Raw genomic sequence first — 1,582 nt, 5'->3', positions numbered from 1 at the left:
CGCGGGCGGCGAGCTGGGCGTCGTCAAGCTCATCGAGGGCCTGGACTTTCGCACTCGCCTCTCGCGGCAGGATGGCCAGGGCGGCGCGCACGAAGTCCTGCGGCCGCTCGGCCGCCACCGTCTTGATCGCGGCTGGCCCGTGCTCGCGCCAGACCACCAGGAAGTCGGCGATAAAAGCCTCGCCGAGCTGCTCGCCAGGGTCTTTGGCGTCGCTGGGCGGCGGCGGCTGGCGTGCGCGCGCCACTAGAGCGTCCGCTTGTCGGGCCGGCGGCTGCGGGCGATCCAGCTCGTCGCATCGGCCTTGCAGCGGAAGCCGCGTTTCAGCGTCCGGCCCTGCTCGTCGAAGATGAACCAGTCGCCGGCGGCCGTGAAGCTGACGCTCATGCGTACTTGCCGAGCACCTGGTCGGCGCGGGGATCGGCGGGCTTCGGAGTCTTCACCAGCCAGCGGTTCTGCGCCTGCGGAAACCGCGGCTTGGGCAGGAGGACGACGCCGATGGCCCTGGGCTTGAGGCCGGCCATCAGTACTTGCCCAGCCGCCTGGCGTCGATGTGCTGGGTGGCGCGATCGCGGCCGGTCGAGGTGATGTCCGGCTTCGGCGACGGCTTCACGGCGGCGGCCTTGGCGGGCCTGGTCTTGGTCATGTTCGGGTCTCCGGGAGCAGCGGCCTGGCGCGCAGGGGATCGCCCCAACGACCTGAGCTGTCAGGTGAGGTGATTTGTATGGTCAGCTTGTCGGGGGCGAACGGGTGGCGGAATCAAAAAGCCCCGAAACCGAGGTCCGGGGCCGTTCCGACGCAATTTCCGCCGTTGAGGGTTTATACCCCGAAAAACGTCATTTCGTCAAGCGCGATTCGGCTGGCCGACGGGGCTCAGGTTCCCTGATCGCCCCGCTGCCGTAGGCGGGGAAATGGCCTGCCTCTTGCCACCAGGGGCTCGTCTCCCCGCCGTTTTGGGCGTCGGAGCCGAGTTGGAGTGGCGTGGTGTCTCATTATGGTTCTGTTAACCCTCGGGTTCAGCGTCGCGACCCCGAGCGCGTCCCGGTTTTCATCGCCCTGACGGCGGCTTCGTCGGCCAGACCCGGCGGTCGGGGAGCGGCGCGATGAACCGCATCAGGCTGGCCGAGGACAAGCCCTGGGTCATCCGCTTCGAGCGGAAGACCGGCCGCTGGATCCTGGCCCCGCGTCACCGCTATCCCGGCCCGGCGCTGGTGCTGCTCGAATGGGCCGCGGTGACCGCCGCCGCCTGCGCCATGCTGATGGGCGGCCTGTTCGCCGGCCTCTACCAGGCCCGGCCCGACCTGGACCTGCAGAGCCGCGCCTTCGCCGACGCCTCGGTCGCGGCCATCGCGCCGACGCTGAGCACCGGCGAGCTCTTCGCACGCGCCTCGCCGGACTTCATCGATTCGGCGTCCGACGCCTTCCGCGCCGACTTCCGCAACCTGGCGGCGCTCGGTCCCGGCGGCGCGAACCAGGGCTGTCATGGCCGGTCCAGGATCGAGCCGCTTGGGGTCTATTCGGTGGTCACCGCGCAATACACCTGCGAACTGCGCTCGAAGACCGCGCAGTCCGTCCTGGTGCTGTC

General features: G+C 69.7%; 5 protein-coding genes. 1 reads left to right on the top strand and 4 read right to left on the bottom strand.

What is annotated here, in order from left to right; all coding sequences use genetic code 11:
• The 4 genes from VGL85_RS15540 to VGL85_RS15525 form a co-directional block, all read right to left on the bottom strand.
• Nucleotides 1-244: hypothetical protein (locus VGL85_RS15540; RefSeq protein ID WP_331589870.1), on the bottom strand; the 244-nt coding region annotated here is incomplete at its 3' end.
• On the bottom strand, nt 244-384 hold the full coding sequence (locus VGL85_RS15535; RefSeq protein WP_331589869.1) for a hypothetical protein: 141 nt from the start codon (nt 382-384) through the stop codon (nt 244-246). The genes VGL85_RS15540 and VGL85_RS15535, both read right to left, overlap by 1 nt.
• On the bottom strand, nt 381-521 hold the full coding sequence (locus VGL85_RS15530) for a hypothetical protein (protein WP_331589868.1): 141 nt from the start codon (nt 519-521) through the stop codon (nt 381-383). Before VGL85_RS15530 ends, VGL85_RS15535 begins: the two co-directional genes overlap by 4 nt.
• A complete protein-coding gene (locus tag VGL85_RS15525) occupies nt 521-643 on the bottom strand; it encodes a hypothetical protein (protein ID WP_331589867.1) in 123 nt (40 codons plus the stop codon). The genes VGL85_RS15530 and VGL85_RS15525 overlap by 1 nt, the downstream gene beginning before the upstream one ends.
• Before the next feature lie 457 nt (nt 644-1,100).
• Between VGL85_RS15525 and VGL85_RS15520 the strand changes: the two genes are divergently transcribed.
• Nucleotides 1,101-1,582, top strand: a 482-nt coding sequence (locus VGL85_RS15520) for a hypothetical protein (RefSeq protein ID WP_331589866.1), incomplete at its 3' end; no start/stop codon positions are given.

It is taken from the genome of Phenylobacterium sp., assembly GCF_036501465.1.
In the GTDB taxonomy this organism is placed as follows: Bacteria; Pseudomonadota; Alphaproteobacteria; order Caulobacterales; family Caulobacteraceae; genus Phenylobacterium.
This window is presented reverse-complemented; position numbering and strand designations above follow the sequence as displayed.